The following is a 26,330-nucleotide window of genomic DNA, read 5'->3' on the forward strand; positions in this document are numbered from 1 at the left end:
GGCGGAAACCGTCTTGTCCTTCCTGAGCTGCTCCGATCCAGAAATGCGGGCGACGGCCTGTGACCTGACGATTCCTCGAGCCGACATATTCGCCGTCCTGGTCGGTTTGCTGGCCGACCCCGACAGGAATGTGCGATCGTCCGCCGCATGCGCTCTTGGGCGCCACGGAAGACATGAAGCCCGAGATGTCCTGAAAAATCTGCTCCGCAGGGCGCCGACGCCTACCGTCGTCGAAGCGATCGCCCCGGTTGCCGATGAGGAATGTATCGTTCTTCTGGGCAGGCTCGCGAGAACCGGTGGGGGCCTGGCGAAGGCGGCGTTGGATGCGTTATCCGGCATCGACGATCCATTGGCGCTCAAGATTTCCGACGAACTTACCGAGCAAGAGGCTTGGACAGAGCATTATGACGCAAGAGGCTCTCTATGATCGCGATTGCTATGCCCGGGCCAATAAGCAGGCGGCGTTGCTGCGGGCAGGCAAGATCGGGACGCGCGTCGAAGGCAGAGAGGGCCGCTGCGCCGCCAGCGAGGGCGAGCGTCTGCGTTTCGTCGAGAAGAATGAGCGACGCAGAGCCGAAACGGCCGCGCACCTCTCGCCCATTCGCCGTTGAGCAAGGGATCAAGGGCATCATGGGCGTGAAAACTAATCCGGGAAGGCCACCCCCCTGCCCGCCGCGGGCTGGAGGACGGGCCCTGAGCCGCATGCGCGGCGTAGGGTTCGCTAGGCTCCGACCCGTTTTAGAATCGCGCCCGGCCGCGGACCGCCGTCTGGAAAGCGGCCGGCTGCAGCGGCGCGCAGGCCTTTGCGCCTGAAGAATATTCGGCACCGCTTCGGAATGCTAGGCTTCCGAGCTGACGCCCTGGGGCGGGCCGGGATGGGGCATTCTTTGCCGCGGCTGATAGCCTCTCAACCTTCCCCCTGTTTTGGCGCGACATATCCGTGCCTGGCCTTTTTTGTGCCTGGCTAAGGAGGCCGGCGCTGGCGGCGCGCGGATCGCCGAACCATCGCGCCTTGCGCTGCCCGCGGGCGCCGATGCGGCCCGTTCCCTCTTCAGAACGACGCCGCTGAAGAGGTCGGGGAGGATCTCGAGCCTATAGAAGCGGCGCATGGTGCGGGCCGGATCGATGCGAAGAAGGAGGATTTAAAAAACGCCAATCATCCAGAGATCTGCGGGGCGTATCCAAAGTTGCACGCGCGCAACTCGGTGCCAAGGCGTGGTTGGGCATACTAAGTTGCACGCGTGCAACTCAGGGGTGGCGGGGCTTCAAAAGCCGTTAGGCGTTATCCCAATAGAACATCGAGCTCTAGGCTTACGTATCGGCGCAAGCGCTTTGTTTCGCCGGGCATCCAAACGCCGTCCGCCGGCCGGATCCTTGCTCGCCCGGATACTCGCGGGTCGTGCTGCACGGGGGTGCGCGCCCAATGTAGATGCCGTTGCGGAGACGCGTGCGCCGCCAGGCGGATCAGCACGATCTTGCTTTGTCGAGATCGCTTCGTGATCCGCGCGACGCCCGACGGACAGCGCGGCGCGGGATAATCTCTACGTTGCAGCGCGTCCTGAACTTGGCGAGGACAATCCTTCCGACACCCGGCTAGGATCGCAGGATCGTCACGTCGCGCTGCTCCTCTTTCTGCCCCTCGGCGTTCCCGGGTCATTCGGTCAGACGATCGATCTTGCTATTGGCCTCGCTGATCTGGCGGTTGATCAGGGCGAGGCGGCGAGCGACGGCTTCGAGGTGGCCGGTTGTGGCACTCACTGTTGCAGCGGCGACGGGGGTAGACGGCGCCTTGAGCCGTAAACTTGGAAGCCCCGCTCCATCAAGCTTTCCGCGACGGGGGCGATGCGGAACCTCGATGGTGACCTATCACGGCCTCGAGCGCCGCGCCGGTGGGTTTGAGAATCCAGTCGGCGATCTCCTTACCTTCGCGGTCATGGGCGAAGGCGCATTCGCCGATCTTGGAGCCTTTGGCGCCCGACGCGCGAAGTGGTGCGTCTGCGTGGTCCAATCGACCTTGCGAGCCGCTATTATTATCATCAATGTCTAAGCCCCCCTCGTCACGGAGCCGCCGCGATGTCAGCCTTTCGCTGTAATTGCGCTCGAAGGCGCGGACTCCCGACGGGGCATCTATCGCGGCTGCCCGCCAGGGCACAGATCCCCCCAGGTGTTCAGGACACAGGGGGCGATTGGTCCCGCGCGCCGCGCCGCGTGGCGCCTCCAACCGTGCGCTACTCATCGTGAACCCTAGAAAGGGTACAGGGGGGCTTTGCTCGCGCGTAAGGACGCCTATTGATCATGGCATATTAGTTGTCGGCGTCTTGGGTCAAATCGCGAAAAACCCCGACCCCAAACGCCGGTTCTGGCCCATCGGCTGAAGCGCAGATGCACGACGCGCAAACCGCCGAAGCGCTCCGGCAGATCGCCGCCCGGGGGATGCCGGCGCGATACCGGTACAGCACCCCTCAACAAAAAAGCCGGCTGTCCTTTGCGGTCAGGCCTACGGTGTCTTCGCGCCCTGGGAAGCAAATCTGATGCAGCTTCCATCGATCATCGCGCAGAGCATGACAACGCGCAATAGGTCGGCCCGTCCGGCCGACCGCCTATGAATCACGCATCCTGGGAATCTGGAGGGTTATGTGAGGTCCGCGGCACGATGTTTGGCTTGTCCCGGAGCGGACCTCACATAAGCCGGATTGAACGAAGGCGCGGGTCGTTAGTCACTATGGGGAAAGCGCGTCTCGTCGTCGTTTGGCACAGGGCCGCGGCGGGCGCCGGCGCTTGTGGCGGGGGACGAGAACTCGGCGAGTGGGCGGGAAGCGATCGAGCAGGCCGGAGTTCGTGGCCGTCTGTCGCGGTATTGGCGTCATGTGGATGAAGATTTTCGCGCTCGCGGCGCGAGGCGGCGTCCCGTCGGCGTGTCGTACGACGAGCGAAACTGGGAGTTGCGCAGGGTTCCAAGCGGAGATGATGGCCGGGCTCATGACGTGTCGCATCGGAACGGGCGAGGCCTCGCGGGTGGAACGATGCCGATGCGGCGCATGCGTCCGCCGCAGTCAGGACATGGGAAGGCGGCGCCAATTGCGGCGGTCGATGAATGCTCGCAGGCGCGGACCTTCGGCTCGGCCGGATCCTCGGCGGCGGCGGCGAGCCGACGACAGAGCGCGAGCCGTTCCTCGCGGTCGCCCCTGGCCAGAAGGCCATAATGGCGGATGCGGTGAAAGCCGTCGGGGAGCACATGCAGCAGAAAGCGGCGAATGAACTCGTCGGGCGAGAGGCGCATGATCCGACGGCGCCCCTGGCGGCGGTAGTCCTTGTAAGAGAAAGCGACGCCATCGTCGCCGACTGCGACCAGCCTCGAATTGGCGATCGCTGCGCGGTGGGTATAGCGCGCGAGATAGGCGAGCACCTGCTCGGGACCGCCGAAAGGCGGCTTGGCGTAGACGATCCAATCTGTCTTGCGCAGCGCGACGATGCGCTCGGCGAAAGCGTGTGGTTCGCAGAGCGGCGCCAGCTCGCCGAAAAAGCACAGCTCGCCTTTGTCGAACGCCGCCTCCAAGGCGGCGAGGAACAATCGGCGGAACAAGCGCGCCAGCGCCTTCACCGGCAGAAAGAAGCCCGGCTTGCAAACGATCCAGCGCTCGCCGTCGAGCGAGACGCCGCCGCCGGGGACGACGCAATGGACATGGGGATGATGGGTGAGCGTCTGGCCCCAGGTGTGGAGAACCGCGAGCAGCCCAATCCTGGCGCCGAGGCGCTTCGGATTTGCGGCGAGCGTCATGGTCGCCTCGGCCGCGGCGCGCATCAGCGTGGCGTAGAGAAGCCTCTTGTTCTGGAAGGCGACCTCAGCCGCCGCCGGCGGCAGGGTGAAGACGAGGTGGAAATAAGGCGCCGGCAGCAACTCGGCCTTGCGCGCGTCGAGCCAGGCGGCCCGCGCCGCGCCTTGGCATTTTGGGCAATGCCGGTTGCGGCAGGAGTTGTAGGCGATGCGTCTCGCGCCGCAATCATCGCATTGCTCCATATGGCCGCCGAGCGCCGCCGTCCGGCACGTCGCGATCGCGCTCATGACGCGGCGCTCGCAGCGGCCGAGATGGCCGGCGTGATCGTGAAGATAGGCGCCGCCATGGCGCCGGAGGATGTCGGCGAGCTCGATCGCCGGCCTCTCCACGCCCGGTTACTCGGGCGGCGTCACCTCCAAGGAAAGGCAGTCCAAGGGGCTCTTCGTCCCGCTGATCAGATGCGTCGAGACCTGCGTGTAGCGCGCCGTCGTCGACAGATGCTCGTGGCCGAGCAGCACCTGGATGATGCGAATGTCGACGCCGCTCTCCAGGAGATGCGTCGCGAAGCTGTGCCGCAGGACGTGGACGCTCACCCTCTTGTCGATACCAGCCGCCGCACGCGCCGAACGGCAGGCGGCGTGCAGGACGGTCTGATCGATCGGCTTATCCTTGTCGCGACCGGGAAACAAAAAGCTCTCCGGCCGAGCCAGACGCCAATAGCTGCGCAGGATGCCGAGCAATTGCTCGGACAACATGACGTAGCGCTCCTTGCCGCCCTTGCCGCGCTCGATCCGAATGACCATGCGGTCGCTGTCGATGTCGGCCGCCTTCAGGCCGATCACCTCCGACACGCGCAGTCCCGCGGCATAGGCCGTGGTGAGCGCGACGCGGGCTTTGAGGCTCGAGACGGCTTCGAGAAAGCGGACCACTTCGTCCGCGCTCAGCACGGACGGGAGCTTGCGCGGCTCGCGGGCGTAGGCGATCCGCTCCGGGATCGTCTCGCAACCAAGCGTCACTCCGTAGAAAAAACGCAGCGCACAGACGATCTGATTGAGCGACGCCCAGGATATGCCCTTCGAGATCAAATGCACTTGGTAGGCGCGGACGTCCTCCAGGCCCAGGCGGTCAGGCGAACGCCCGAAATACCGGCTGAACTTCGCGACGGCGTGAATGTAGGATTGCTGGGTCGCCGGAGAAAGATTGCGGACCGTCATGTCCTCGATCATGCGACGACGCAGAGGGCTGATCTCGGCCATCTGGAAACCTCCTGTCTGAGGGTGGGTTGCAACGCCCAAATCCTCTCAGACAGGAGGCCAATCACGCGACCTCGCCCCTCCCGCCGCGATCAGCGGCTTCGTTCAATCTGGAAAGTTATATGAGGATCAATCCCTCGATTGATGGCTGGCCCGGTTCGAGTCAAATGTATAATTTTTACAAAGTAGGCCCAATATAAATCTTAGTTCAGCCTCGTTAATACTTCGTTAAGGAAAAATTTCTTGCCTGTATCGAAGAATCAGTTCTTACTCGCGATCAGCGCATTTTATTGCAAACAGCTCAAAATCCCGCAGGTGCAGGAAGTCAAATGCCAAAGACAAAGCCCCTCCGGCAAAGCGGCGATAACGACTTGCGAACGCTGATTAACGCGGACGCCGCCGACCTCTCTATGCGCTTACGGGCCCAGCAAATGCGGGACTTCCCGCCAGCAGCCCAAAAGACCCTTCGTCGGTTCTCGCCCTCGGAGGCCGCAAGATTCATAGGAATCCACGAGGGGTATTTGCGGCAACTCGTGGCGGAAGGGAAGGGGCCGCCGATACAGCCGAATAATCGGCGCACATATTCAATTGAAGATATCGAAGCGCTGCGATCAGATCTAGATCGAAGTGGGAAGGGGGCGCGCCGCTATGTGCCGCACCGCAGGGAAGGTGAGTCCCTTCAGGTCATCGCTGTAGTGAATTTCAAGGGGGGCAGCGGTAAGACCACGACAACAGCTCACCTGGCGGAGTTTCTGGCGTTCCATGGATATCGCGTATTGGCTGTGGATCTCGATCCACAGGCGAGCCTGTCGACTATGTTCGGTTTGCAGCCCGAACTAGACGTAGGTGAAAACGAGACGATCTACGGAGCTATAAGATACGATGCAGAACGGCGGTCAATGGCCGAGATCGTTCAATCTACCTACATCCCAAACCTTCACATCGTTCCGGGCCAGCTTGAGCTTATGGAGTTCGAACATGAAACCCCTAAATTTCTTGTCGAACATAGGAAATCGGGGCAGGTCTTCTTCGCACGTATTCAAGAAGCAATTGCCGAAGTTGAAGACATCTATGACGTGATTTTGATCGACTGCCCGCCGCAACTAGGTTTTCTGACACTTTCTGCGCTATGCGCTGCGACTGCGGTATTGATTACTGTTCATCCGCAGATGCTTGATGTTCTTTCCATGTCTCAATTTCTAAACATGACCGGCAGTCTACTTGACGTTGTTGTAAACGCCGGAGGGTCTACTGAATATGACTGGATGCGGTATCTTGTTACTCGTTATGAGCCGAGTGATGGGCCTCAAACAACGATGGTCGGCCTCATGCGATCGGTTTTCGGATCGCGCGTGCTAACGCATCCAATGGTGAAAAGCACTGCAATCGCCGACGCAGGGCTGACAAAGCAGACTCTCTATGAAGTCGAGCGTCAGCAGTTCACCCGCGGAACGTATGATCGCGCGATCGAAGCGCTCGATCTCGTTAATGGGGAGATTGAAAGCCTCATCAGGCAAGCGTGGGGGAGAAATTGATGGCTCGCAAGATCGATTTCAACGTCTCGGCGGCGGAATTGGAAAAAGCTGATTCGTCCCCTTCCTCTGAGGGAAAAGCATCGCGCCACCCGCTTCTCGCCCTTCAACGGACGATGAAACAGTCAAGCGCCCTTCGGGCCGTCTCGGAATCTCTCGATGGTTACAACGAGAAGGTTAAGCATGCGGAAGAGATCGAACAGTTGCTCACGGCGGGGCAGACGATTGTTGATCTCGATCCACACCTTGTAGACGCATCATTTGTCCGCGACCGCATGGAAGCCACAGAGGAGCAGAACGCTGCATTCCGGGAGATGATCAGGGAACATGGACAGGCTGTGCCCATTCTAGTTCGCCCCCATCCTGGCAATCCAAACCGGTTTGAGGTCGCGTTCGGTCATCGCCGGCTCCGAGCGGCGCGAGAGCTTGGCATCAAGGTGCGCGCAGTTGTCCGAAACCTGACCGATGACCAGTTGGTCATTGCGCAAGGTCAGGAAAATAGCGGTCGCACAGATCTCACCTTTATCGAGCGAGCTCGATTTGCTGCGCAACTAGAAGAGAGGAAGTTTCCACGCGAAACAATTCAATCGGCACTTGGCGTCGATAAGACCGTGCTCTCGCGCCTGATTAGCATTGCAATTCACATACCAGCCCCTCTTATCGACGCAATCGGACCAGCTCCGAGCTTCGGCCGAGTACGATGGCAGGAAATGAAGGAGCTGCTCGATCAAGGAGAAAACCGATTGCGAGCGCAGCAGGTGGTAACCGCCACCAGCTTCGCCAACCTCAGCTCCGATTCTCGCTTCGAGACTCTTTACAACAAGTTGCGCCCCAAAACGGTGCGCTCTCGCAAAGAAGCATGGAGTGCAAATGACGGTACGCGCGCCGCGTATATTCTGCGTTCGGGCAGGAAACTTTCGCTGACGTTCGACGAACGGGCGACGCCCCGGTTCGGAGATTTTGTCATGGAGAAGTTGCAGGGGCTCTATGACGAATACAAGGCGCTTAGCGACAAGGAAAACTAATCCTCTCGTAAGGTCCGCGCAGAGCGGTCCGTTACGAGGCCATATAGCCAAACTGGAGATAACCCGCAAAAGAAAAGGCCCCCGAAACGTCGCCGTCCCGGAAGCCTCTCTAAGTCTAGCAGCTAGAGATTCTCACTTCCGCGAATCACTGTCAAGAGTCTCGGCTCCGATTCGGAGAGCAGATTTCTTTTGCCTGAACGAAGGGCAAAGGAATGCAGACATATTCGTCGACGCCTTTTGGGCGGCGATCGCTGACGCTCGCCATGATGGCGAGCCAGGCGGCCGCGAAGGATTTTACCGAACGCCCCGGTGCACGGGAGACCGTCATCCATAAATGGCGGCTTTTCCGCGCGCTTACCGAGGCGAAGAACCCGCTTGGCGTCTCCGACCGGGCGCTTTCCGTCCTCCACGCGCTCCTGAGCTTTCATCAGGAGACGGCCCTGACTCTCGTTGGCGGTGAGCGGAAGGAAGGGCAGGGGGAGGAGCCCGCAGAAGGGATCATCGTCTTTCCATCCAACCGGGAGCTCTCCATCCGCGCCCATGGCATGGCTCCGGCGACCCTGCGCCGCCATCTCGCGGCCCTCGTGGACGCGGGGCTTATCATCCGTCGGGACTCCGCCAACGGCAAACGCTTCGCCCGGAGAGGGTCGTCTGGCGAGATCGCGGACGCCTTCGGCTTCGACCTCACCCCCCTCGTCATGCGCGCCTCGGAGATCGAGGCGCTCGCCGAGGAGGTGCGGGCCGAGAACCGGGCCATGGCCCTGCTGCGCGAGAGGATCACGCTCGCCCGCCGCGACATCGCCAAGATGATCGAGATGGCGCTGGAGGAGGGAATTCCCGGCCAGTGGGACGAGGCGCACATGCGCTACGCAGTCCTCACCGGGCGCTATGCGCGCAACCTGTCGCGCGCCGATCTGGAGGCGCTGGCGGGAGAAATCGCGGCGCTCGCGGCAGAAATCCGTAACTTATTGGAAATGCGTATAAAAGAAGAAAATATGAGCGGCAATGAGTCTCAAAACGAGCGCCACATACAGAATCAAACCACAAAAAATCCAGATCTTGAACCTCGCCTTCGAGAAGGCAGGGCGGCGGCGCCCGGGCTCGCGATCGTCGGAGCGGAAGCCCCAATCGACGGGCGGCGGGAAATTGAGGTTCCCGGACCGGCAGCGGTCAATCCGAAGTCGACTCCGCCGAGAGCTTTCCCTCTTGGCATGGTGCTCTCGGCCTGCCCCGATATCGTCGACTACGCCAAAGGCGGCAAGATCCACAATTGGCGGGATCTGACCGACGCCGCTGCCATCGTCCGGTCGGCGCTTGGCGTCTCGCCAGACGCATGGGCGAAGGCGCTCGAGGCGCTTGGCGAGCATGATGCCGCAATCGTCATCGCCGCCATCCTGCAGCGCGGCGATGAGATCCGCAGCGCCGGCGGCTATCTGCGCGCGCTGACCGAGAAGGCCAGGGCAGGGGAGTTTTCGCTCGGGCCCCTGCTCATGGCGCTGCTGCGCGGCAAGGCGCGCGGGAGGGGCTGCGAAAGGGCGGCGGGATGACGCGGCGGGGATTGTCGATCGCTTCAAGAAAACTACGAGCGAAGGCCAAGATAGCCGTAAGCTGCTTGATGCGCAGCTCGAGCGACGCCGTATCGGCTCGCCACATAGGCCGGCGGCATCCGCTTCCGTGTGTTAGGGCGGCGAGCGGTTCGTCATCATCGCGGCGCAACGCCGGACGTTGGCGATCGCGATTAGGCGCAGGGGGCGAAGCAACGCGGGAAGAAGCTAAGAGAATGGCTGAGACCTTAGGAGATTGGGATCCAGCCCTTTTACCTAAAACCAACAGCCAGGAGCTTTAGCGCGATAGACGCCAACCCGCAAATCCAAACGCATTTAGGACGACCGCCACCTTCCGTGATAGGTGAAGGCATCGACACGCGACAGCTCAGCCCTCACTCCCGATGCCGCCCTCGCTTGCCCCTGTTCTGACACCGCACGGAGTGCTGCGCCTTGAGGCGGCGGATGGCGACTTTTCTCTCGATGCCGCAGTCGCAAGGCGATTGACGGAGCGATTCGCGTTGGGCGATGGACACGGGCTTTTACAGCTCGGGATCGGGGAGGTCGGGACCCACCTGCCGCCGGCGCTCGCTTTTTGGCGTGCTTTTGCGATGCGATTTGTCGCGGCGCTCTGCGGGCGCCAGGAACCGGCGGGCCAAGCTGCGGCGATCCCTGCGCCACCACTGGACGAACTCGCCACGTTAGTCGACGAGGCGCCGCCCATGCAGGGCGGCGAATATTTGCGCCCCGCAGTTCTCGAAGCGCTCTGGCGGTCCATGCAGCAAGCGCTTGGCGTCGAACGCGTCGAAAGTGGCTTGCCGCTGCAAGATTTTCTCAAAAGCCGCGACAGCCGTTGGCGGCTCGTTGGTCGCGTGCATTTCAATCTGGCGGAAAATCGCAAGGATCCCAAATATCCGTTCGCTTTTATGGCGACCTATACGCCGTCGCTCGCGGCGCAGGGCGTCCTGCGTCATCTGCCGCTGGGGCAGGCGCTGCGCGAATACGCCAGCGCCGACGACCGGGAAAAGCTGCTGAAATTGCTCGAGCCGGTGAGCCGGGCAAGCGAATCCTGCAGATGGTTGCGCGAAATTGTCGACTCCGGAGAGATTTTCCATCCCCTGCGCTGGACGCCAAGAGACGCCACACGGCTTCTGACTGACGTCGAGACGCTTGAGGAAGCCGGCGTGATCGTGCGGATGCCGACGTCCTGGCGCATGAACCGTCCCAGCCGGCCCAGCATCGAGGCGACCGTGGGCTCGAACGCGCCATCGATGGTCGGCGTGCAATCCTTGCTGGATTTTAACGTCAGCGTCACCCTCGACGGCGAGGCGCTCACCGCCGAAGAGATCGATGGGCTACTTGCCGCGACCGACGGCCTGGCGCTGTTACGCGGCAGATGGGTCGAGGTCGATGCCGAAAGGCTGAAAACAACCCTGGATCAATTCAGCGCGGTCGAACGCAAAGCTAAGAGCGAGGGCCTGCCCTTCGCCCAGGCGATGCGTCTGCTGGCGGGCGCGGACGTCGGCGGCGAAACGCCTGCGACGGCGCCGGCGGCGCAGTGGGCGCATGTCGCGGCCGGCCCCTGGCTGGCCGAGACGCTGAAGCAGTGCCGCAGCCCTGAAGTGCTCGCGGCCGCCGATCCGGGCGATGCGCTGAAAGGGGAGCTTCGACATTACCAGCAGGTCGGCGTGCGGTGGCTCGCTTTTCTAACGCAGCTCGGCCTTGGTGGCTGCCTCGCCGACGACATGGGGCTTGGCAAGACCATTCAAATCCTCGCCCTGCTGCTGACGCTGCGGCAACGCGACGGAGCCGCGCCGTCGCTTCTGGTCGCCCCCGCCTCCCTTCTCGCCAACTGGGCGTTGGAAGCGGCCCGCTTCGCGCCGTCGCTGAAGCTGACAGTGGCGCACCCTTCCTTCATGCCGGCCGGCCGGCTGAAGGCGATGACGCCGCGGGACGTGGCTGGGGCAGATCTCATCGTGACGAGCTATGGCGCGTTGCTGCGTCTTGATTGGCTGGCGCAGACGCACTGGCGCTTGGCGCTGCTCGATGAAGCGCAAGCCATCAAAAACCCCAACGCCAAGCAGACCCGCGCCGTCAAGACGCTGAAAAGCGAGGGGCGCATCGCGCTCACTGGCACGCCGATCGAGAACAATTTGCGCGACTTGTGGTCGATTTTCGACTTCATCAATCCCGGGCTTCTGGGAGGCTCCAAGGCTTTCGCGAATTTCATAAAGCAGCTCTCCGCGCAGGAGCCTGTGTCCTACGCGCCCTTGCGCAAACTCGCCGCCCCCTACATCCTGCGCCGACTGAAGGCCGACAAAAGCGTCATCGCCGACCTGCCCGACAAGACGGAAGTGCAGGCCTTTTGCCCGCTCACGAAGAAGCAGGCGGGGCTTTACCAGGCCGCAGTCGTCGACCTGCAGGAGAGCCTGCGGCGCTCCTCAGATGACATCGCCAGGCGCGGGCTGGTGCTCGCCTTGCTCATGCGCCTCAAGCAGATCTGCAACCATCCGTCGCAATGGCTGGGCGACGGCGCCTATGATGACGCGGACAGCGGCAAATTCGCGCGGCTCGTCGAAATCGCCGAGGAGATAGCCAGTCGTCAGGAAAAGCTCCTGGTCTTCACCCAATTCAAGGAGATTATCTCTCCGCTCGAAACTCTGCTGAACGAGGTCTTCGGGCGACCAGGCCTCATCCTGCATGGGGCGACGGCAGTTGGAAAGCGCAAGGCGCTCGTCAAGACCTTTCAGGAAGATGAACGCGTTCCTTTCTTCATTCTATCGCTGAAGGCAGGCGGCGCGGGCCTGAACCTCACGGCGGCGTCACATGTGGTCCATTTCGACCGTTGGTGGAACCCGGCGGTCGAGAATCAGGCGACCGACCGGGCTTATCGCATTGGGCAGAAACGCAATGTTCTGGTGCACAAATTCGTCTGCCGTGGCACGATCGAGGAACGAATCGATCGGCTGATCGAGTCAAAACGTCAATTGGCGCAGGACTTCCTGGGCGGCTCCGGCGAAATCAATCTGACCGAAATGAAGGACGAGGAGTTGCTCGACCTCGTCAAACTCGATCTCAATGCTGCGCTCAAGGAGAGCTGAAATCATGGGCTTCTGGAGCTTTCGCCCCTACGTGCCGGTCGCCAAGCGGCGTGCGCAGGCGGCGCGTGAGATCGAGAAGTTGAGGAAAAAGCGTCCCGCCATCGCGCCGGTCCTTATCGAGGGCCGCAAGATCGCCCACAGCTTCTGGGGCAGGGCCTGGTGCGAAAATCTCGAGCGCTATTCCGATTTCGAAAGCAGATTGCCCCGCGGACGAAGCTATGTGCGCAACGGTCTGATTGTCGATCTGCAAATCGAGCGAGGGGCGCTGCGCGCCCTGGTGAGCGGCTCAGACCTCTACGAAGTGCAAATCGACATTGCCGTGGCGGCGCCTGCGCGCTGGAGGGCGATCTGCAAGGATTGCGCTGGATCCATCGGCTCGCTGGTGGAGCTCCTGCAGGGAAAGCTCTCAAAAAATGTAATGGAACGGGTGTGCCGCGAAGGTGATGGTCTGTTCCCGGCCCCGAGCGAGATCAAGATGTCCTGTTCCTGCCCAGATTGGGCTGACATGTGCAAGCATGTTGCGGCCACACTCTATGGCGTCGGTGCGCGCCTCGACGCGACGCCTGACCTCTTGTTCACCTTGCGGGGCGTCAATCGCGCCCAATTGATCGCAACCGCCAGCGCTGATCTTCCGACAACGGGAGAAGATGTCGCGAGCAATCGCCTCCTGTCAGACGATGACATCGGAGCGCTGTTTGGCATCGCCATGACGCCGCCCGCTGCTGGCCCACGAGCAACCCGCAAGAAACAAGCAGGTTCGGGGGTCGATTTCGGCAATCAACACGACCGGGCGGCCGGCATCGACACGGCCAAGAGATCCAGCCCTTCCTCCAAACGCGACAAGCAAGTGTCGGCGGGGCGGAGCAGAGCCGCGAAGAAGTCGGAGGCGGCCACGCCGGTTGCCCACAGTAAGAAGAAGACGGCTGCAAACGAACGCCCAAATAAGCCTGCCGAAAAAGACAGCCTTGGTCGATCAACTGGAAAGGCGGCGGATGATAGGACGTCAGCACCGGACACGCCGGCCGGGAAGCCACTCGTCAGATCGCGCCGCGGAGATGGAACGCCCCCTGGACGGACGAGGGCGGCGAAGTGGATAAGCGCAAAAGCGCGCAAAGCTCAACGGCGCACGTCGGGACGATAACCGTTTTCAGACGCGGCCCGTTCTACGTTCCTATGGGATCGCATTTCGACCGGAGAGCCAAGTGGAACTTGGCTTATCCGCCACCGTCTCAGCCCCACGTGTTGGCGTCGGTGAGGCGCCCGCACATCTGCTTGCTTCTCGGAGTCCCCGTTGTTGGCCCCGTAAGAGCGCACCAACGCACCAATAAGACAAATGTCAGCGACAGATTGCAGCGCAAAAGTAAAGCAGTGGCAGCGTGTCAGGTTTTGGCCGCGCGCCCGCAGGGTTAAACAGTAGCAGAGTTATGCAGGCGTTGTCTGGCAAGATACTTCCTTAGCCCTCGCTCGCCTCGCGGCATTGTCCAAGCGTGATTAAGCCTCATGAGCGGGCGAAGCAATGCCGCGAAGAACAGCGGAAAGGGTAAATTGACTGCAGCCTTCCAATCAAAGTCAACATGCGTGCCGCTCGCTGTCATGGCTATCACAGCTCGCCACTCGCCCTCGAAATCCCCAGTAATTTTGGCCTCGATCAATCGCGGGCGTTCTAACGCAGTCGCTTCGGCTATGAATTTGAACTCGTAGGGCAGAAAGCCTCTTACTCGCCCGAACCCGCGGTCGCCCAATGCAGGCTGATCTCCCCCTGCTAACTTTTTGCTTTCGAGAAAGACGCCCTTCCACCATAACGGCCAGTCCTCACCATGCGCGAGCGCAAGCCAGACTTCATCCGGACAAGCGCCAGGGAAATTCCAGCTTTCTCGAAAATGAAGTGAGCATCTAGCCACATTTTCCTCCCCATTGCTTGGGAAAGGCATGTCACCACCCAAGGTAACAATGGCACGAAGGTGCTGTTGTCAGGTTTCGAATGCGCCAAACTTCGACGGCTCCTCAAAAGACGGGTGGCCCCAAAAATCCACCGTCAGTCGTCGTCAAATTCTTCCAGCTCCTCGGCCGTCAATTTGCCCGCCTTACGGCGGCGCAAAAACTCCTCGGTGTCAAGGTAGTCTCGCACCTGCAATATCGCGCCAACCTCATCCTCTAGTCCGTCAAACTCGAAGCTGATCTTGTCCCGCTCAGTTCTAGTGAATGCCTTTAGAACTCTGTCGGCTGCAGTCTCGGCTTCCTCCAGCGTATCATACGGTCCTAGTGTGCAAACTTTGTCTTGAAACGTTATCGGCTGGCCATCGTCCTCGTCTTCTTTTCCTTCCTCGTCTTCCTCGCCCTCCGAATCTTCTCTTTCGTTATCGTCAGTCCCGTCCCGCTCGTGGACCTCGTTTTCGTCAGATGCGGATAAGTCTCGTTCAATGAGAACTTGGACGATGTGCTTCACTTGCTTCCCTTTTTTTTCGACCCGGTAAGTAATTTTATCGCGTGCCGGTCACGTGCCAGCTCGGTACCTCGAAGCGTATATCAGTCCACCTTTGCGGCAATCTCACCGGAACGAAAGATTGGGCGAGCTGCACGCAACGAAGTTCGCGTATGCCAAGCCGCGTGGTCACGGAGCGCTGCGCCGATGGTCGGGCAGAAGGGGGCCTGGCGGGGGGCCTCGTTGATCATGAGGTGAGGTGATCCGATCTGGCAACCCCGAGAAGGAAAGCATAACGAGGAAGTTGCCGTACGGCCGGCAGCGGGGCAAGGGCGGCGAAGCGGGCGTCGGCGGAAGCGAGACCGACGACGCCAACGCCGAGAAAGGAATGCGCCGGGGCGCTTGTGTGCCGATCCATATGCCCGCGGCTCATAGGCCGCGGCTGTCGCAACCCCCTTTAGCTCAGCCGTTGCCGTTACACATCATAACTGTCGCCGCCGCTATCGAACCCGTCTCCACCATAGCCGGCGTCCTGGCTCTGAGAGTCGTATTGGTCTTGGTAGCCATGCTGGATTTGCTCGCCGGGTGCGTTCGAGTCGGCGTCGCCGTAGTAGTTGTTGATGACCGTCTTATGCACCGGCTCGGCGCCCGCAAGGCTGCCCATCCCCCCAGCGCCGCCATGGAGCAGCCCCCGAATGGAGTCCGCGAGCAGTACGCCGCCGGCGACACCCGCCGCTGCGCCAAGCGCGCCTTTCAAGAAGCCGCCACCGGCGGAGGGGGCGGGCTGCGGTGGCGAAGCATAGCCGCCTTGTGGCGGGTAAGCGGGAGACGGCGCATAGCCGCGCTGAGCCCCCCAAGGCCCTCCTTGAGGCTGGTCAAAACCTGACGGCGAAGCCGGCCGCGGCGTGGGTGAAGCAGATGGAGTCGCCATGGCGGCGCCCCCGCCAAGCAAGCCGCCGAGGAAGCTGCCGGCACCCTTCTGCGCGGTTGCTTCCAGCTCTTTGAGCCGCGCCTCGAGCTGGCCGATGCGTTGGTTGGCCCCTTGCAGCGCCTGGTCTTGGACGATGATTGTTTGCGCCAGAAGATAAGGCGCGGCGGGCTGGGCGCGAATCTGCTCGTTGATAAACGTCTCCGCCTCCTTATCACGTGGTGAGGTTGAAGCCGCCTTTATGCGTTCGAAGAGGCCTGCGAGAAGTTTGCGTTCCTCAGGTAGCATGGGTATCTTCCGGTTCGAGGTTTGCCTGCCAATCCGGATTATTGATAGGTCGTGGCGCTACCAAGACCGTGGAAATTAATCTTTGTCCATACGGCCTGGAATGTTGCTCCGCTCGGACCGGCCCTGTTTCTATTTTTTGCCCTGTCCATTTGCGGGCGCTTTCGGCAAGCAAAGCAGCAGTACGGCGACCACTGGCGGCCGTGGTGAGGGCCATCGGATCCTAGATTTTCCGCGGACCCCCCATCTCCGTGAGTGATTACTAGACCAGATGTTCGCCTGAGATAGGGGCGACCCGTCTCACAATATGCAGGCTTACGAGGGTTACGCTGGCTGGGCCAGCGCCGAGCCTCATGCATAGGAGACGGGTCATGGACCAGCATATCATCTACGTCGGCCTGGATATGCACAAAGACACGATAGCGATTGCGCCCGCGGCAGGTGACATTCTGCTCTGCCGTAGCAAGGCCAGAGGCGATCTCCGGGTGAGACGGCCGAGATTGTGGTGGGGATTGAGAGAATGGTGGCTGAGAAGCCTTCCACGCGGTAGATTGCCGAGGCGGTGCGTGCCTTCGCTGGTGAGAGAGGGCTGCTCCGGCGTTGGCGCTCGTGTGGATGCCACCGGCCCCCGCGAAAGGGACGCCTGGTCTGCCTTCTACCGAACGACCAAGGGGAAACGCCGGCTGCAAGATCGCAACTCAGGCTGGCCACCTTCCACAGTTGCGGCGGAATGATCATAGATGCGCCCCGCGCCACCATAATGGCGCCGGGTGAACGCTTACGCTGAAGGAATGCAAGCTGACGATCCATCGCCCAGCGACACGGGAAGCCCATCCGAGGGCCAGCTATGGCGGTTGCGGGGCTTGGAGCGTGGAACGGCGGTTTGATTAAGGGTATGAAACCGCGTAGGTTACTCCCTTCAATAAAGGAGTTTTTTTTGTATGGGGATGGGCGAAAGAACATTCGAGAAGGATATGCGCATTATAGTGCTGCGAATAGCGGCAGAGTCTCCTAATGGAGAGGTAACAACCACTGAAGCAAAGGAACGCGCGCAAAAATACTTTTCGCCTACAGCAGGCGACCTAGAGCCAAATCCGTTAAGAGGTGGCGAGCCTATGTATTATCAGATAATCGGTAATGTGATAGCATCACACGAGGCTTCGTCTACCAATATTTATCACAATGGGTATGCTGAGCGGATAACAGACGGGGTGCGCATAACACAACAAGGCAGGCAGTATATTGCAAAAATCAACGATTAGGTGTAGCGGACCTTATAGCCAGGCTTAAGCCACTTCAATTCTGTTCTATTAGGCGCGTCTTTATCCCAAACAAACCACGCATAGGCGGTAGTCCCTGAGCCCTTCACCACGGCGTTGGCAGGGTAGAAGGTAATACGCTCGCTAAATACCCAGACACGGCTTGGAGGGTTAGAAGCAAAGATCGTGTTTGCACGGTTTGCCCCTTCAAGGAAGGCTAGGCGCAGCAGCAACGCGAATTTGCGCTGAGCCTTTTTCGTGCCGGCCGCAACGAACCCTTCGGCACTGTTATAAGGCGGGTTCGTTATGATATTAGGAGCGCGGCGTTCTGCGGTAAGGAAGTCAACCCCCGCCTCTCCGAAGCCTCGGCGATATAAGTCTGAGCTGATCACGCGGTTGCCGGGCAACGCGAGAACCTTCGACATAGCGCCATCGCCACAAGCGCATTCCCAAATGTCGCCGGCAAACTCCTCATTATCGATAAGAGCATGCGTCGCCCATGCCGGCGTAGGAAAGTAGTCAGGGCCGCACAAATCTGCCGAACGCTTCATCGTCGGTTTAAAGCCGCCATTCAAGTTATAAGTTGCATCCATCGAATCGCCTCCGAGTGAAGAAATATAAGTGAAGCAGTTGCTTAATAAAGCGTATCTAATCACAGGATACGTCGCGCACAAGCTCGTCATAGAGGCTTTGTCTGCGCTGTTGATAGGGGCACCCCTGAATGGCTCCGTCGCGCAAGAAGAAATCGCTGACGCTCCCCGGTCTCTCGCACAGGCGGGCCATTTCTAGCGCGGGGTGAGGACGATTGGCAGGTTCACCAAATCGTGAACCTGATCGCCGCTCTGGCCGGTTCCGCGCCTGGCTCGTACCTTGTTCCAAACTTTGGCGCGACTATTTCTTAGATTTGGGATTCCCGAGCCGACGTCCGCGCGGCGATTATTGACGTTCTCCAAGACAATGGGAACCGAGAGTGTCGGTGTCAGAACTGCGCGAGATATGGCGTCGAGGTTTCCATTCTGCATGTGCGCCGGCAAACTCCCAATTTCCCGAGGTGATTGGCAGCGGTAATATGGCTAGGCTCAGGGAATCCGCCGGGGCCGAGTTCATCGCCAAGACTGGAGGCGAGCCGGCACCGGCGGGAACTTAACAGGAGTGACCTCATATGCTGTTACGAATAATTCTCGCACTTCTTGCTTTTGATTGCTCGGCGCCACTTCCTCTTATTGCGCAGGAGAGCGCGGGAGAAGTTGTTGCCGCGCAAATCCGTAGCCAAGGGTATGTCTGTGATAAGCCGATAACCGCCGAACGGCTGTCCCAACAATCAAGACCAGAAGAGGCAGAGTGGCTCCTACAATGCAAAGATGCCGCCTATCGGGTCCGTCTTATTCCCCATATGGCCGCACTAGTCGAGGTCATCACAAAGCAGCGTTAGGGTTTCGAACTCTTGGTGTTCAGCCATAATGCGCCCACGTGATCCGATGCGTCCCCGTTCCTTTATCAGGTAGACCCCATCAAATGCCAGGTCGGCTGGCGAGCGATAAATCCGGGGCATGTTGCTTTTATCCGGCCGCCGGCGTTCAAGAGGAAAGCAAGACCTGCTTGCCGCGTTTTCCTTGGTCACGACGATTCCGCTTCAGGCCGCCTACATATTTCGATCCTGCCATTCGTCACGAAGACAAGTAGCCCTTCCTTCGCGCCTGTTGCCGCGACATAGTCGCGGACCTGCGCACGATAAAGTTCGACCAGGCCAGCGCTCGGGTTAACGTCACTCTTCCAGTCGATCGCGACATCGATAGCGCCATCTTCTCCAAGCGCAAGCGCATCGACCACTCCGCCGACATAAGTCGTGGCGTTGTCGGAAATCTCAGCTGAAAAGACCGTCATTTCAGGCAGCAGACGCGGCCGCAGTGCCGCCACTTTGGGAAGCGCGAGCGCTCGCAGAGCCGTCGTAGCGATCTCAAGGGCATGCGGTCCGGTCGCTGGACTTTCGGCTTCCGCCACTCCAAGTTCGGCGAGGAGGGTTCTTGCGCGCGTCTCCAACGCCGCTGGCTCCTCGGCGGCCTCGCCCGTCAGCACCTCCTCGAGGAGCTTGTGCAAAACGAGCCCCCGTTCCCGACCGCCTTGAATACTCTCGCGCAGCAAAGCGGGCCTGGATTCAACCGGAAGGTTCGCCTCCAGAGCGGCCGCATCAGTGAATATGCCCTCGTCCAAACGGGCGGGCTCGCCGCCTTGGGCTCCTTCATGCCGACTCGGGCAGTGCCAGACGATGGCGCGTTGCATCGCCACGATGGCCGCCGCTTCCGCTCGCCACGCCGCCTCGTCCTGCCGGTTTCCCGCCTCTTCGGCTTTTTGAGAAACAGGCGCGCCAGAAAGCGCTGCTGTATCGAATGGGGGGAACTCATCCAAGCGCGCGCCGAGCAGACTAAACCAGTCGGACGGCGAACGCTCGCTTTGGCGCGGCAGCAAGAGAAGATCACACGCGCGGGTCGAAGCCACGTACCAGAGCCGCACGCGTTCGCGTCGAAGCTGGTTTCGCTCTTCGTTCTTGACAACCTCGTAGGCCGGCGGCGCCCGCCCCAACAGCTTGAAATGCGCCGTGTCATCCGAGCGCCGATGTAGGAAAGTCAAATTCTCGTCGAGCTCGGTCGGGGAGTTGACGGGAATGACGATTGGCCACTCGAGGCCCTTTGATGAATGAATGGTGATAATCGACACCGCTTCAGCGTCAGAGTCCGGGCGGCCCTCGATCTGCTTTTCGCTATTTTCCCAATTGGCGCGAAGGGCCTCGACGAAGCCCATGAGCCCGCGCGCGTCATAGGCGCGCGCCATCTCGAGGAAGAGTTCGACATTGGCGAGCGCCCGCTCGGCGCCGCCACGGTATCTCGCCCGCAGGATCGGGCGCACGTTCAGCTCCTCGACCGCTTCCGCCATCAATTGGTAGGGCGTGGTGTGGCGCGCCCGTCGGGCGAGACTCTGCAGCACCTCGAGCGTGCGGCCGAGGACCGGCTCGGTGACCGCCGCGCGGTCGGTCCAAAGATGCAGCCGTGGCGGCGCATCGCCAGGGGCGGTCGGAAGGGCGGCGATGGCGTCGGCGATCTGTTCCTCGGCGAGCCCGACGAGGGGGCCGCGCAGGAGAGCGCCCAGGCCGAGCGTGTCGCGCCGATCGGCGATGGCGCGGGCGAGGGCGATGAGGTCCTGAACTTCTTGGCGGCGGAAGAAACTCTTGCCGGCTTGCGAGGCGATCGGAATGCCGCGCCGCTCCAGCGCCCGCTCGTAAATCCACAGGCTCGTGCCGGTGGGCGCTAACAAGGCAATGTCCCCGGCGCGACAAGGCCGCACCGCCTTGATGTGCTTGTCCCATAGGGGATAGGCGCCGATCAGCCGCTCCACTAGTTCCGCGATGATTGACGCTTCCTCGCGCCTCACCAGGTCGACGGCCAACTTACCTTGGCCATTCCTGTGCTGGGCGCCGATGGCGATGTCGAAGCAAGCGACGGCCGCTCGGCCGTCCTGCGGCGCTCGCGTCGATTGCAAGGCTGTAAAGCCGGGCTGCCCCTGTTCTTCGGAAAGCAGTGCGCAAAATTGCGCGTTGGCGAAATCGAGAATGGGTTTCAGCGAACGGAAGTTCGCGGTGATCGCGATGACTGAATGGTGATCGTGGATGAGTAATGCATGCTTTGCTTCGATGTAGGTGTCGACGTCGGCGCCACGGAATCGGTAGATCGCCTGTTTTGGATCGCCGACGAGGAACAGGCTGCCCGGACGCAGCCGCCGTTCGAGCCAAAGCGAATCGGGAGCGCCGTCGCCGCATAAGCGCCAGAGAATTTCGGCCTGTAGGGGATCGGTGTCCTGAAACTCGTCAACGAGGATGCGCGGATAACGCCGGCTGAGGTCCTGACGTACCGCTTCGTTGCGCGCGAGCAAATCGCGGGCGTGGTGGAGCAGGTCGTCGAAATCGAGGAGCGCCGCCTGCCGCTTGTAGTCGGCGTAGAGTTTCGCGAGCGAGTCGAACTCGGCGACAAATCGGGCGAAGGCGGCCCCGCACACGGTGCCCGCGAAGGCCTGATAAGCGGTGTCGCAGCGGCCATAATGGGACTGCGCCGCGTCCGAGAGTTGGGTTCCTCGCGGCTTGCCGAGCCCCGCGTCTTTCGACGCCTTCTCCCACTTGCCTTTGTTTCGCCAAGCCGAGAAGCGGGGCTCGGAGCCGTGTTGGCAACAAGGGACTTCGTGCAACAAGAGCCGAGCCAACCGCCGCCCGCTCATCGAAGCGATCAACGCGTCGTCGGCGAGCTCCCGGATGCGCTCGAGATCGACGATGATCCATTGCGTCGCCTCTTCGATCACTCCACACTCGGCATACCAGGCGGCAAAGTCGCGAACGGCCTGCGACACGGCTTGGAGCGCGCCGGGGTCGATGGCGGCGGGCGGCTGTGCGTCCGCGCGCTTCGTGCGCAAGAATGCGGCCGCCTCCTGAAACAATTTGACCAGACCGTCCGGCTCTTCCTGTAGCAGCTCGACGAAAAAATCATCGGCGTCGAGTTCGGGCAGGGGCGGCAGCCGGCCCAATCCCTCGGCGCCGCGGTCGCGGCCAAACCGCGCCGACAGCCAAGCCTGGACAAGATCCTGATAGGCGAGATCCGCAGCAGCCGGATCGATGATGGCGGCGCCGGGGTCGATCCCGGTCTCGACCGGATAGGGCTTCACCAGCTGCTGGCAAAAGCCATGGATAGTCGTGCAGGTTATCTCGTCGAGGGAATCGGCTGCGGCGGCGATCGCTTTGACCTGCTCCGCCGAGAGCCCATTCGGCAAAGCGAGACGCAGCTCGTCGGGAACCGACCCCAGCGCCAGGATCGCGACGAAGCGTTCGATGCGCTCGAGCAGCTCGGAGGAAGCGGCCTCAGTAAAGGTAATGGCGACGATTTCTCGAGCAGGAACGCCGCTCGCGAGCAAGAGGGCGGTGCGTCCCGCCATCAGCGCGGTTTTGCCGCTGCCGGCGCCGGCTTCGACCAGCAGCGTCCACTCGTGATCGAGCAAGGCGCGACGGCGCGCGGCCGGGAGCGCGCCGAGAGCAAAGCCGCTTGTCATCACTCGATCCCCCATAACGGCGCCAGATCGGCGAGACGTTCGGCGACAAGCGGCCCTTTCAGCTCGAAGTAGCTTTCCTTGGCGCCGCCCGGCAGTGCGAAGGCGAGATCGTTGAAAGCCTCCTGCGCGCCGGCGCCCGGCAGCAGATTGCCGGCGAGAATTTGGCGTCGCGCCGCGCCGACGAATGCGGCCAACCGCTCCAGCACCTCAGCAGGATCGGATAGAGCGTGGAGGCCGCCGTCGCCTCCTTTCGGATAGAGGAGGCGGGCTTCGACGTCATTGACGCCCGGGACCAGCGCCCGGACGGCGTAAGCGTAAAGACAGCGTTGCAGTTCGCCGCCGCCCTTCAACACGGGAGTCTTGTTCTTGCCCGGCGGCTTGCCGCTTTTGTAATCGGTGACGCGAGCGCGAGCGCAGACGGCGGAAAGATCGAGACGGTCGATCGAGCCGCCGATAGCGACCCCCGTGCCGGGAATGACGATCGGCTGCAGCGGATCCCATGGAAGACGCGCCCGAGCGTCAGCGGAAAGCGCTTCCGCGCGCGGATCGCCGCCGAAGGGGATTTCGGCAAAGCTGCGCTGATCCGGCAGCGCCTCTTCGCGGAAGGTTAACGCCGCGAAGGCGAGCGCGCGGATGTCTTGCAGCTTCCTCCGCCACAGAACGGGCGGCGGCACAGGGCAGCGGCGCTCATATTGCGCGGCCACTTCGACGAGGGCGGAATCGAGGCCCGCAGCGATCGCCGCCGCATCGGCCGTCCCGAAGCCGCCTGAGAGATTCGATTCCAGACGGTTGACTGTCGCTTCGAGCACGGCATGAAGGAGATTTCCGAAGGCGAGCGGATCAAGAACTAGAGGCTCCTCGCTCTCCTGCGGCTCCTCCCAGCGGAAGCCGTAGATCCAGAGATAGCTAAGCGGATCGCGCAGCAGTTTGGCGAGCGAGGTCGCCGACTGCCGCCGACCGAGGGCCGCCTCGACGAGCGGATGATTGGCTCTGATGAGGCCGTCGTGCGCTGTGAGCCGCTCCGTGTGCCAGTCAATCCAGCAAGCGAGCGCTGATTGCGCCGCCGGCAATGCCTCGAATTCAGAAGGGCGAGCGAACAGCCGGTCGGACCAACCCGCCGCATGTTGCGGGAGGCGCGCGCGCTGGCGATAGACTCGCGGCAGTTTCGGATAGAGCGGCGAGACGCCATTGGTGCGGCCCTGGGCGTCCCGCCGCCCATATGAGCAAATCACTTGCCGGCCCGTCGTTTTGATAACGGTGTCAAAATCGCGCCGATCCGCCTCGTGAACCGGCAGCGGATCGAGGAGATCGGCGGGAACGATGTGGTTTGGGAGCAGCGGGTCTTCCGCTTGGCGGCGCGGCCAGGCGCGCGAGGTGAGGCCAATGAGGCGGACAAAGGAGCGCGGTTCGGCGGCAAGCGCCGCGGCCGGCGCCCAAATGATGGAAGCCTGTGGCGAGAACCCGTCATGCAGGCGCAGCGTGGCGAGCGTCACGTCCAACGCCTCGGACGGCCCCTCGATCAGGGCCTTGTGCCAGATTGCGAGGCTGCGGCCGCAAAGAAGGCGCTCGCCGATCTCGGCGGCTTGCTTCAGCCCCAACGCCAAGACGTCGACTACCTCGCAGAGAAGCGCCGCGGCCGGCGCGGGGAGGGCTTCCGAGGGAACAGAGAGAATTTCGCGCCAGCTCGCCGCAGCGAGCAAGGGCGCATCCTGAGGCAGCGCCCGCTGCCAATCCCGCGGCACGATTTCGTAAGCGGGGTTTTGCCGACGTAGCAGGGCCATGAGGCGGTTCATGCGGGCATGGCTCAATCCGCGGAGCAGCAGCTCGGCGAGCGCCGCCGTGAGCTGCCCGTCTGGCAGTGGTGAGCGCCTTGCGGCCATGTACGAAATGCAGGTCGAGCCCGCCCATATCGCTGAAGGCCAAAAAATAATCGTCCCATTCCTCAGGCGAGGCCGCTGCAATCGCGATCTCCTCGGGGCGCGCCACGCCTGCTGCGAGCAATGATCGCGCCCAGCGCATGGCTTCGAGCGCCTCATGCCGCGGGCTTGCGCAAGACTCACATTGGATTTCAGGCGCGCTTGCCGGCGCCTCAACGACCGGGATGCCGAGGTCACGAACCCAGGAGGGGACGTGACGCGGGCCTGTGATCCAGCGCACCTCCATCACGTCAGACAAGGCGGCCAGCAAAGGTCGCCAGACCGGAGACATTTCGGTGCGGCCGTTCACCGAAATGCGCCCGAAAAGCGCCCTGGCGTGGCAAAGGCGCGAGGGCGCCGTGGCGACGAGATCGCCAGGCCGGCGCATCGAGGCGGGCAAATGACGCAGCGCCTCGGCCTCGAGGCGGCTGATCGCGTTCAACCGCGACCGAGCCATGGGCGCGGCCCTCGCAGTAATTTGGGCAAGATCGAGATTCGCCAACCACGCCTTGCTCAGCGTCTGGGCGGCGGCGCGCGAAAAGCCGGGAAGGCCCTTGATGCTGTCGAGCTCACCGAGGTCGGCGGCTTTGGCCTCGGCGATCGCGGCCTTCAACGAATCCGAGTCGATGGGCTGCAAAAATCCACCGGCCAGTCGCGCGGCCAAATGCTCGATGGACAGCGCCTGCAGGCCGTGACGCCGTTCGGCCGCGGCCCGCGCTCGGGCCTCCGACCATGCGAGGCGTGAATGGATAATGATCGTCTCGCGCATGGGGTCCCGGCAGCCAATAAGGCGGTGAATTTCCCAAGTATCACGCCGAACGACAAGGGCGAAGGCTCGCCTTGGCAAGTTCCCCCAAAATCCTTGCGCTCGGCTTTCGCCACCACGCGTCTACTCGGTCAGGCAGAAACCATGGCGCGCATCCGCGACGGCGGGCCTTTTGCCGACGCCCCTCTGCGCTCCGCCGGGTCGTTAATGCTTCAAGCCGCTGCTCGACCTCACCTTTTCTCGAGCCGGAAGATGGGGCCGTCCGCAACGCACCGTGCGACAAGGATCAGTGGGCTGTTAACCTGCCGCCGAAGGTCAGCCGGAAGGGGATCTTCGCGAAGGAGACGGCGGGGAAGAAACGCAAGTGACAAGGATTGATCCACCTCAAGCGATCGCTCCGCCTGCTACTTGCCATGTTCAGCTTCTCTGCGCCGCGCGATCAGGGGCTCTAATTCAAACAAAGAGACAAGCCAAGGCAGAGTTCTACCCCGCGCTGCTGATACGCCTTCAGCGGCCCGTCGTATCTCTGAGTCACTCACCTCGACGAGCGGTTCGATGCTCCGCGGGTGCAGCAATAACGTCGATTGAATAGAGCGACGTCGTCGCATCAGCGATGCAAATGTCGTCGTTCGGTTTTATGGGTGGGGGGTGGATCCCCTCTGGCGCCCGCAGGCTGCATGGCGGAGGAACTAACAAGCCGAAGGGCAAGTCTTTGCGATCGAGCGGCGCTAACTTAGCGTCTCTCCGGGAAGACGGATCTCCGATGGAAAGGGCGGCAACCGTCCATAGGTTGTCGCCGCTGTTAGCTGCCGCAGCGACTTCGTCCATCTTGTTGAGAAGATTATCTGCATTAGGTTTGAAGAGCCCGCTGCAAGGGGGCTTCCAGCATTATAGGACGCTGGTGGCTCTGAAACGCGCGAGATTGCACGGCGATTTTACTGCAATCGCGTGACTGCTTGGCGAAAATGCTGTAGTGAACGTCACGTCCATTCAAATACTGGGGTGCACAATGGCAAGAAGAACGACTGTGAAGAAGACCGCGCGCAAAGGCGCCACGAAGAAAGCCGCTCGCAAAGGCCCGACGAAGAAAATCGCTCGGAAGGTCACTGCGAAGGCTGCTGTCAAAAAAGCCACGCATAAAGCGCCGGCCAAGAAGCGGACTCGGAACCCCCTCGCAACGGCGACCGCCGCCCATCAGGTGACCGAAAAGAAGCTCGCTGTCGCCAAAAAGGCTTATGATCGCGCTGTCGTCGCCGAGGCGCGCGCGGCCGAGAAACTCAAGAAAGTAAACGAGAAGATTGCGCAAAAGGGCGGAAAGCGGCTGCCTTCGCCGGCGGCTGATAATTCTTGGGCCGAGGCGTAAGGCCAAATGCGACTTCTGCCAAACTGATTTCAGAGCCCGCCGAGAGGTGGGCTTTCAATTATTCCAGCCCCGAGA

General features: G+C 61.6%; 20 protein-coding genes. 10 read left to right on the forward strand and 10 right to left on the reverse strand.

Annotation, left to right across the window (positions count from 1 at the left end; all coding sequences use genetic code 11):
* Positions 1 to 13: 13 nt before the first annotated feature.
* From WOC76_RS20430 to WOC76_RS20440, 3 genes are all read left to right on the forward strand, one after another.
* Positions 14 to 427 (forward strand): HEAT repeat domain-containing protein, encoded by a 414-nt coding sequence (locus WOC76_RS20430; protein ID WP_341102321.1) that lies wholly within the window; start codon positions 14 to 16, stop codon positions 425 to 427.
* Positions 405 to 611 carry a hypothetical protein gene (locus WOC76_RS20435; RefSeq protein ID WP_341102319.1) on the forward strand — a complete coding sequence of 69 codons (207 nt, stop codon included), beginning with the start codon at positions 405 to 407 and terminating at the stop codon, positions 609 to 611. Before WOC76_RS20430 ends, WOC76_RS20435 begins: the two co-directional genes overlap by 23 nt.
* Before the next feature lie 1,244 nt (positions 612 to 1,855).
* Positions 1,856 to 2,047, forward strand: a complete 192-nt coding sequence (locus WOC76_RS20440) for a hypothetical protein (protein WP_341102318.1) — start codon at positions 1,856 to 1,858, stop codon at positions 2,045 to 2,047.
* A gap of 930 nt (positions 2,048 to 2,977) precedes the next feature.
* On the opposite strand, the gene WOC76_RS20445 is transcribed toward WOC76_RS20440, so the two are convergent.
* On the reverse strand, positions 2,978 to 4,165 hold the full coding sequence (locus WOC76_RS20445; RefSeq protein ID WP_341101730.1) for an IS91 family transposase: 1,188 nt from the start codon (positions 4,163 to 4,165) through the stop codon (positions 2,978 to 2,980).
* Between the two features lie 6 nt (positions 4,166 to 4,171).
* Complete coding sequence (locus WOC76_RS20450; protein ID WP_341101731.1) at positions 4,172 to 5,032, reverse strand: tyrosine-type recombinase/integrase; 861 nt, start codon at positions 5,030 to 5,032, stop codon at positions 4,172 to 4,174.
* A gap of 326 nt (positions 5,033 to 5,358) precedes the next feature.
* Between WOC76_RS20450 and repA the strand changes: the two genes are divergently transcribed.
* The 5 genes from repA to WOC76_RS20475 all read left to right on the forward strand — a co-directional run bounded on the left by repA (position 5,359) and on the right by WOC76_RS20475 (position 13,372).
* Positions 5,359 to 6,564, forward strand: coding sequence for a plasmid partitioning protein RepA (gene repA / locus WOC76_RS20455; RefSeq protein ID WP_341102316.1), 1,206 nt, complete (start codon positions 5,359 to 5,361; stop codon positions 6,562 to 6,564).
* On the forward strand, positions 6,564 to 7,586 hold the full coding sequence (gene repB / locus WOC76_RS20460) for a plasmid partitioning protein RepB (protein WP_341102315.1): 1,023 nt from the start codon (positions 6,564 to 6,566) through the stop codon (positions 7,584 to 7,586). The genes repA and repB overlap by 1 nt, the downstream gene beginning before the upstream one ends.
* Before the next feature lie 212 nt (positions 7,587 to 7,798).
* Entirely contained in the window at positions 7,799 to 9,133 is a 1,335-nt protein-coding gene (repC, locus tag WOC76_RS20465; RefSeq protein WP_341102313.1) for a plasmid replication protein RepC, read from the forward strand.
* A gap of 518 nt (positions 9,134 to 9,651) precedes the next feature.
* Positions 9,652 to 12,231: a DEAD/DEAH box helicase gene (locus tag WOC76_RS20470; protein WP_341102310.1), complete on the forward strand. Its 2,580-nt coding sequence runs from the start codon at positions 9,652 to 9,654 to the stop codon at positions 12,229 to 12,231.
* 220 nt (positions 12,232 to 12,451) lie between these two features.
* Positions 12,452 to 13,372 carry a hypothetical protein gene (locus WOC76_RS20475; protein WP_341387447.1) on the forward strand — a complete coding sequence of 307 codons (921 nt, stop codon included), beginning with the start codon at positions 12,452 to 12,454 and terminating at the stop codon, positions 13,370 to 13,372.
* Positions 13,373 to 13,637: 265 nt separating this feature from the next.
* Here WOC76_RS20475 and WOC76_RS20480 read toward each other — a convergent pair whose 3' ends face one another.
* From WOC76_RS20480 to WOC76_RS20490, 3 genes are all read right to left on the reverse strand, one after another.
* Entirely contained in the window at positions 13,638 to 14,162 is a 525-nt protein-coding gene (locus tag WOC76_RS20480) for an SRPBCC family protein (RefSeq protein WP_341102307.1), read from the reverse strand.
* A 104-nt stretch (positions 14,163 to 14,266) separates the two neighbouring features.
* Positions 14,267 to 14,677 carry a hypothetical protein gene (locus WOC76_RS20485; protein WP_341102305.1) on the reverse strand — a complete coding sequence of 137 codons (411 nt, stop codon included), beginning with the start codon at positions 14,675 to 14,677 and terminating at the stop codon, positions 14,267 to 14,269.
* Between the two features lie 451 nt (positions 14,678 to 15,128).
* The gene (locus tag WOC76_RS20490) at positions 15,129 to 15,869 is read right to left on the reverse strand and encodes a DUF2076 domain-containing protein (protein ID WP_341102303.1); all 741 of its coding nucleotides are present in this window, start codon (positions 15,867 to 15,869) and stop codon (positions 15,129 to 15,131) included.
* A gap of 938 nt (positions 15,870 to 16,807) precedes the next feature.
* Here WOC76_RS20490 and WOC76_RS20495 point away from each other — a divergent pair.
* A complete protein-coding gene (locus WOC76_RS20495) occupies positions 16,808 to 17,128 on the forward strand; it encodes a hypothetical protein (protein ID WP_341102302.1) in 321 nt (106 codons plus the stop codon).
* On the opposite strand, the gene WOC76_RS20500 is transcribed toward WOC76_RS20495, so the two are convergent.
* The 4 genes from WOC76_RS20500 to WOC76_RS20515 all read right to left on the reverse strand — a co-directional run bounded on the left by WOC76_RS20500 (position 17,125) and on the right by WOC76_RS20515 (position 24,090).
* Positions 17,125 to 17,718 (reverse strand): hypothetical protein, encoded by a 594-nt coding sequence (locus tag WOC76_RS20500; protein WP_341102300.1) that lies wholly within the window; start codon positions 17,716 to 17,718, stop codon positions 17,125 to 17,127. The genes WOC76_RS20495 and WOC76_RS20500 overlap by 4 nt on opposite strands.
* Before the next feature lie 809 nt (positions 17,719 to 18,527).
* Entirely contained in the window at positions 18,528 to 18,746 is a 219-nt protein-coding gene (locus WOC76_RS20505) for a hypothetical protein (protein ID WP_341102298.1), read from the reverse strand.
* Positions 18,743 to 22,210 carry a UvrD-helicase domain-containing protein gene (locus tag WOC76_RS20510; RefSeq protein ID WP_341431576.1) on the reverse strand — a complete coding sequence of 1,156 codons (3,468 nt, stop codon included), beginning with the start codon at positions 22,208 to 22,210 and terminating at the stop codon, positions 18,743 to 18,745. The genes WOC76_RS20505 and WOC76_RS20510 overlap by 4 nt, the downstream gene beginning before the upstream one ends.
* On the reverse strand, positions 22,210 to 24,090 hold the full coding sequence (locus tag WOC76_RS20515) for a PD-(D/E)XK nuclease family protein (RefSeq protein WP_341102294.1): 1,881 nt from the start codon (positions 24,088 to 24,090) through the stop codon (positions 22,210 to 22,212). Before WOC76_RS20515 ends, WOC76_RS20510 begins: the two co-directional genes overlap by 1 nt.
* A gap of 436 nt (positions 24,091 to 24,526) precedes the next feature.
* Between WOC76_RS20515 and WOC76_RS20520 the strand changes: the two genes are divergently transcribed.
* Entirely contained in the window at positions 24,527 to 24,871 is a 345-nt protein-coding gene (locus tag WOC76_RS20520) for a hypothetical protein (RefSeq protein ID WP_341102293.1), read from the forward strand.
* A gap of 871 nt (positions 24,872 to 25,742) precedes the next feature.
* Here WOC76_RS20520 and WOC76_RS20525 read toward each other — a convergent pair.
* Positions 25,743 to 26,261, reverse strand: coding sequence for a hypothetical protein (locus WOC76_RS20525; RefSeq protein ID WP_341102291.1), 519 nt, complete (start codon positions 26,259 to 26,261; stop codon positions 25,743 to 25,745).
* Positions 26,262 to 26,330 lie beyond the last annotated feature (69 nt).

Origin of the sequence: Methylocystis sp. IM3 (assembly GCF_038070105.1) — a bacterium.
Classification (GTDB): Bacteria; Pseudomonadota; Alphaproteobacteria; order Rhizobiales; family Beijerinckiaceae; genus Methylocystis.